Here is a 5,973-nt window from a genome sequence, read left to right as displayed (position 1 = left end):
CCAAGGCTCATCTTTTCCTGGCTGAAGCCTACCCCCGTAATTACCCCTACGAAGGTCCGCTCCGGGCTGTTCTCAATATCTTTATAGGAAATCACGGCCGTCAGACGCTTGCCCAAAAAACTGTGCGCTTCCTCAAGGGTATGCGTCTGGCGGCCGCCCAGAGCGTCATGGCCCAATGTCACACTGAACTCATGGTGGCGCCCCGTGCTCTGGGTAAGCCTGAAATGTTTATAGTATCTGATGATCCGTCCCTCCACCACCAGCGATAGCTTCACCAGACGGTTGATCCCCATGTGATGGTTCTCCGTTACCCCGTCTGCATTCTGAACAGGACGGAAAGAACTGTTCTTTATATTCTGTGATTCTGTTTTCATATGACCTGTATTTTAAAGGTTAGACATGAAGGATTTTATGGTTGGTTTCCCGCTGAATTTTCTTTCAGGGAACGGGAAAGGATTTTAGTTTTCCGCAGCAGGAAATCGGGCATCAGGTCTTTCGGAAGATACAGCGTGCTTTCGCCTTTCTGCCGTAGCTCTTCTGAAATACCGGGATTCCATGCGAGAATCCGATCCATTCCTACCTGGAGTTCATCTGCAATAACACTGAGGCTGAATCCTGCATTGATATCGGTTTCCGCCAGATCGCTGACGGTTTTCTTACTGCCGCCGTTTACCAGAAATACCGTATTCATCCGGGAAGAATTGTAATTGCTCAGTACACTCTGCAGTTCACCGGTGGCATAACAGGCGTTGAGGTATTTTTTAACGTGATTAACGGTCTCTGCCGGAAGGTATTGGGAGAATAGATGGTACTGGCTGGATCCTGCTGCTGCCATTGCCTTTGCAATATTTCCCTCACCACAGTTATAGGCAGCCACTACAGTTACCCAGTTATTGTATTTTTTATAAAGGCTGAGGAGCGATACAGCAGCTGTTTTCGTACTTTTATAAATATCTGTCCGGTTCTGTTCCGTAAGTCCATATTGATTGGCATGGGCTGTCATAAACTGCCATATTCCTACAGCCCCGGCGCCTGACGTGACGCGGCTGTTGAAATGGGATTCAATGAGCGCCAGATTCCGGAGATGCCGGGGCAATCCTTTTTCAACCAGCGAATGCTCGATGAAATCAACGATTTCCTTATTGGCATTGATGATGCTCTTGTATCTTCTGACACTGCCTTCGGAAGTGTCGGAAGCGGCAAGGAACTGGGCATTCATTAAGGAAGAAGCCATGATCATTAGTACCGGGATCATCTGTTTTACAGTACGTTTCATAATATTCAGGCATGATGCCTGCAGGTTTATTGTTTATTCCACTTTCCAGGTTATTTTTTCCTCTTCTGTATTCCAATCGGTGAAAATAGTCTGCCCGGATTTTACTTCTTCTTTTACGATCATCTTCGAGATCGGCCTTGCCAGTTGTGCCCGGATGACCCCTGAAATCTGTCTTGCCCCATATTTGCTGCTAAATCCCCCTAAAGCGAGCTGCTTCACTGCTTCATCACTGATTTTTAAGTTCATTCCAAGTCTCATCAACGAACTGTGAAGCGATTTCAGCTGGATATTGAAGATCCTTTCGGCCATGGATTCGGTGATCGGTGCAAACGGGATAATTTCCGTAATCCGGGCCAGGAATTCCGGCCTGAACCTTCCTGAACCGGCCATGATCTGCATCAGTGACGAGGATTCCGGAATCTTTCCTTCTTCAAACTGCTTCACAATTTCTTCGCTGCCTATATTAGAGGTAAAAAGAATCAACGCATTGCTGAAATCACCTTCTTTACCAAGCTTGTCATGCACTTTCCCTTCATCCATAATCTGTAAAAAAACGTCGAATACGGAATGATGGGCCTTTTCGATCTCATCAAACAGTACCACCGTGTAAGGCTGCTGCCGGATTTTATTCACGAGCATTCCCCCTTCTTCATATCCAACATATCCCGGAGGCGCCCCGTACAGCAGTGCTGCGGAGTGTTCTTCCTTAAATTCCGACATATCAAACCGCACCATTGCTTTTTCGTCATTGAAAAGCAGTTCGGCCATTGATTTTGCCAGTTCGGTTTTTCCGGTTCCGGTAGGTCCCAGCAGGAAGAAGGATCCGATCGGCTGTCCCGGTTTATTCAGCCCGCTGCGGTTCTCCACAATGGCATCGGAAAGTATCTTAAGGGCATGGTCCTGGCCCACTACCCTGTTCATCAGCAGCGATTCCATATTGAGGAGTTTTTCTTTTTCCTGGGCCTGGATCTTCCCGATCGGAATATTGGTTTTGGCGGCCATTACGGCTGCCAGCTCCAGACGGCCTACCTTTTCCCTTTTTATTGCCGCATGCTGCAGGAGTTCGGCATAGGTATCCTCAATGATTTTTCGGATCTGGTCTACCGGCATGGAATTATCGATCTGCGGCTGTTCGCTCAGGGAACCCCAGAGGATCGGGCTGATTTTATCCCTCAGGAGGTTATATGTCCAGATCAGTTCATCCGCTTTGTCTTTGTCACCGGCAAATTCTTCCTTCAGGATTTCATCATAGTGTATTTTCCAGCTCTGCAGTTCTTTTTCGGAAAGCTCGTCCAGCATCTTGATGGCGGCCATGGTACGGTCCAGCAGATCGATGGCGGCATCAGGAAGCTTTTTTCCTTTGGCATATCTTTTTGCCAGTCGCACACACTCGGGAAGTGCTGTTTTTTCCACTTCGATGCCATGGTGTTTTTTATAGCCGTCCAGCAGGACATCAATCATTTTCACACAGGTTTTTTCATCCGGCTCGAGTACGGTAAGCACTTCGAACCGGCGGTTGAAAGCCTGTTCGGGCTCAATGATTTTCCGGTATTCTTCCTGGGTAGTGGCCCCGATCACGGTAATTTCTCCCCTGGCAAGCTCCGGCTTCAGGAGATTGACCACATTTCCGATGCTTCCCTTAGGATCAAGAAGGGTATGGATTTCATCAATAAAAAGAATGGCTTTTTCTATTTTTTTGCATTCGTTAATGACTTTCTTCAGGCGGTCTTCGATTTCTCCTTTGTATGAGGTACCGGCAAGAAGCGCTCCGGTGTCCAGTTCGAGAAGCGTCCCGTTTTTAAGCATATCCGGAACATTTCCTTTGATAATTTCCGTGGCAAAACCTTCTACCAGCGCCGTCTTCCCGACTCCCGGCTCACCGATGATGATGACGTTCGGCTTGCTTCTGCGGCAGAGGATTTCCACCAGCATGCGGAGTTCCTTATCCCTGCCGATGATGTTTTCAAGATCCCCTTTACGGGCCTGCGCCGTCCGGTCCACACAATAACTCTTAATGGAAGGAAACGAATTATCCTGATAACCGGAACCATTGGAAAAAACGGAAGACAGCCCATCATCCCCGGAATGTTCATACGGCGTATCTTTTCGGTACAGATTGAGTATTTCATGTTCTCTGAGCGGTAATGATTTAAGCTGCTGAAGGGTAAAGGCTATCTGGGGCTTTACAATAGCTGTAAGAATGCAGACGGGTGTGATCTCGTCCAGTCCCAGTTTCAGGCGGATATCATCTGCTTCCTCCACAATGGGGTCTACCGTTTCATCCGGAGAAGCTTCGGCAGGAAGATGACCTGTTTTCGGGTATTCCTCGATCCTTACGTCTGCCCATTCATAAAAATAACCTGGATCTTTATCGATGCTTTTCAGGAATTCATTAAGGCCGATGTCTTTATGCATCAGGGCCTGCAGCAGGTGCGGTGCACCGTAGGTTCCGTTATAATTTTCTTTCGCAATTGACTGCGCAATATGAAACAGCTGCTTTACCGTTTCATTGGTGACGAGTACTCCCATATTTAATCTGATGTTTTTTTGGTGACCGATACTGTTTTATGATTTCAGTATCATTAGCGTAAATTTAAAGATTTCTCTTTATATTTTATTTTAAATTTTGCATAAAACAGGACTTTTATGGTCTGACAAGTAAAATTCTACGGAACGCTCCGTTTCATCAGGGCATTTACCGGTGCTGCTTCTCTATATTGCGCTTTCAGTACTTGTACAGACATGTATTGCTCACGATTTGGTGATAATTAGGAATCAGGTATAATTAAACAACTTTCCGGTAATAAATAGGCTGGTATCTGCCATTGCCGAAGCCATCTTGATCGCTTTCACGCTCTGGATGTGGTTCATGTTGACCGTACCGGATCTGGACATCTGAATATGGATGGACTTCAGATGGCTGTTGATGCCTCCACCCAACCCTGTGCCCCGTGGAACCTCCCGTTTATCACAAACGGTCGGTCCGGGTGAATGTATACGAAGTTCACCATCATCTGATCGCCTACTTCCGGGATCGCCATATATCCCCGGTTCTGGGGGATCTGGTCCGTTCCCCCCTGTATCGGGGTTCATAATACGGATGAAAGGCGTCATGTCGCCATTCTGCCAGTTGAATTGAATGTGTTATTTTAAGACAGAGATAAACTTTTAATTTGTTGTTAGCAGAGATACCCTTGCACATCTTAATTGGTGCGGCTGTCATACCTTACTATTTCTGATAATAGCCGTTAATAGAAGCAGGGTACCTGCACTTATCAATCCATACAGAAACACTGTAAAATAATCCGGATTTCTGAAGAACTCCTTGAGAGTTGGGTCGGTGAAAGATGTTTCAGCGTTACTTATTACCAGGTTGAACGTATAAAATAATATACCCGCTGCAAAGCCGATCATAATAACCGTATAATATATCTTATCTTTCATCATCTACATTATTCATTTAAAATTTTTGGATGAAAATATACGTTTGATTCATCCCTGTATTGTAATAATACTTGCATTCTTTAGCATCTTTGAATACTAACTGCTTGATTTTATTTGTAATTTATTTCCAGGTGGAGTTTGAACTTATGTCATCATAATTATCATCACGGGATGCTTTTTCTGATAATTATTCATCTCATCAATCAATTATTTTAGCACATCAACAAATGGAATTGATCCTTGTTTATAATATTAGGAATTCATTACTTATTTTTAACAAATAATGTATCTTTTCTACCTTTTGTAAAATAATAATTGATTTTTTCTCCGCCTGAAGTTCTTATTACTTGAATGGAATCCAACACGCTGGATGCTGATGATACTATTAAAAATTTGGAAATTCTGTTTTTCTGCTGCTTAAGTTTAAAAAAACCTTTTTCATCTGTTTGTATACAATTTTTTAAATTGCTTCTTTCACAAATATTTATATCTCTGAGAGGCATTTTAGACTTTTCTCTGTAAATATACCCCTCATAATTATTGTACTTATTTGAACATGAAATAAAAACAAAGAGATTATATAGCAATAGTATAACTTTCATATTACATTAATTTTATTTTTGTTAACCATAACAGACTCAACACATCACTTTCTGAAGCAATATATTTATTATAAAGTCGCATTGGAGGATCTGAGGGATAGTATGGCATTATATCAATTTCTCCATTTTTGGAATAGCTAGAGGCATTTTCTTTTCGTGATTGTGTTACAACATTCACACTTCCTTTATGACCATAAGAATATACTGTTCCTCCATACGATTTTAAGATCTCATGGCCTATTTCATGAGCGGTAGTAAACTTGAATTCTATGTCCTCTTCATTTTCAAAAGTATAATCCCACTGATCATCGGCGTATTTTATATATCCCACATTATAACATACGGCTTCTCTTGAAATCAGATTACCCACCCATGATATGGGATTCAAGGTTGCGGATCCAGGGCTTCCTGACCTCATCCAGCTGCCATTTGTGTTATATACCAGACTCACATCATCCATAGAATAATTCTGAGTATTCACCGCATTCACATAAACTTCAAAAGCTTCACCTCTTATATTGACTTTCCTGGCAGCAGCATGGTTTCGATTTCTGCCCCAATGGTAGTTCAGCCCTTCTATAGCCAGTTTTTCCAATTCTGCAAAACTTCTGGTTCTTGCTTTTATGGGTGGTTTTCCGGGGATTAATTCAC

General features: G+C 43.4%; 3 protein-coding genes and 2 pseudogenes. All 5 read right to left on the bottom strand.

What is annotated here, in order from left to right; all coding sequences use genetic code 11:
* Window positions 1-374, bottom strand: a pseudogene (locus QZ735_RS12640) (Vgr family protein); the annotation flags it as partial.
* Between the two features lie 35 nt (window positions 375-409).
* Window positions 410-1,276 carry a lytic transglycosylase domain-containing protein gene (locus QZ735_RS12635; protein ID WP_294249022.1) on the bottom strand — a complete coding sequence of 289 codons (867 nt, stop codon included), beginning with the start codon at window positions 1,274-1,276 and terminating at the stop codon, window positions 410-412.
* A gap of 33 nt (window positions 1,277-1,309) precedes the next feature.
* Window positions 1,310-3,805 (bottom strand): ATP-dependent Clp protease ATP-binding subunit, encoded by a 2,496-nt coding sequence (locus tag QZ735_RS12630; protein WP_294249019.1) that lies wholly within the window; start codon window positions 3,803-3,805, stop codon window positions 1,310-1,312.
* 1,178 nt (window positions 3,806-4,983) lie between these two features.
* Complete coding sequence (locus tag QZ735_RS12620; protein WP_294249017.1) at window positions 4,984-5,322, bottom strand: hypothetical protein; 339 nt, start codon at window positions 5,320-5,322, stop codon at window positions 4,984-4,986.
* Between the two features lies 1 nt (window position 5,323).
* Window positions 5,324-5,973, bottom strand: a pseudogene (locus tag QZ735_RS12615) (hypothetical protein); the annotation flags it as partial.

The organism is uncultured Chryseobacterium sp., assembly GCF_913776365.1.
GTDB lineage: Bacteria > Bacteroidota > Bacteroidia > Flavobacteriales > Weeksellaceae > Chryseobacterium.
Note: the sequence above shows the minus strand (reverse complement) of the source record. Positions and strands in the feature narration are given on the sequence as shown.

Coding starts and splice junctions, on each gene's coding strand:
- QZ735_RS12630 (WP_294249019.1), bottom strand. CDS start 3,805: ATGGGAGTACTCGTCACCAATGAAACGGTAAAGCAGCTGTTTCATATT.
- QZ735_RS12620 (WP_294249017.1), bottom strand. CDS start 5,322: ATGAAAGTTATACTATTGCTATATAATCTCTTTGTTTTTATTTCATGT.
- QZ735_RS12635 (WP_294249022.1), bottom strand. CDS start 1,276: ATGAAACGTACTGTAAAACAGATGATCCCGGTACTAATGATCATGGCT.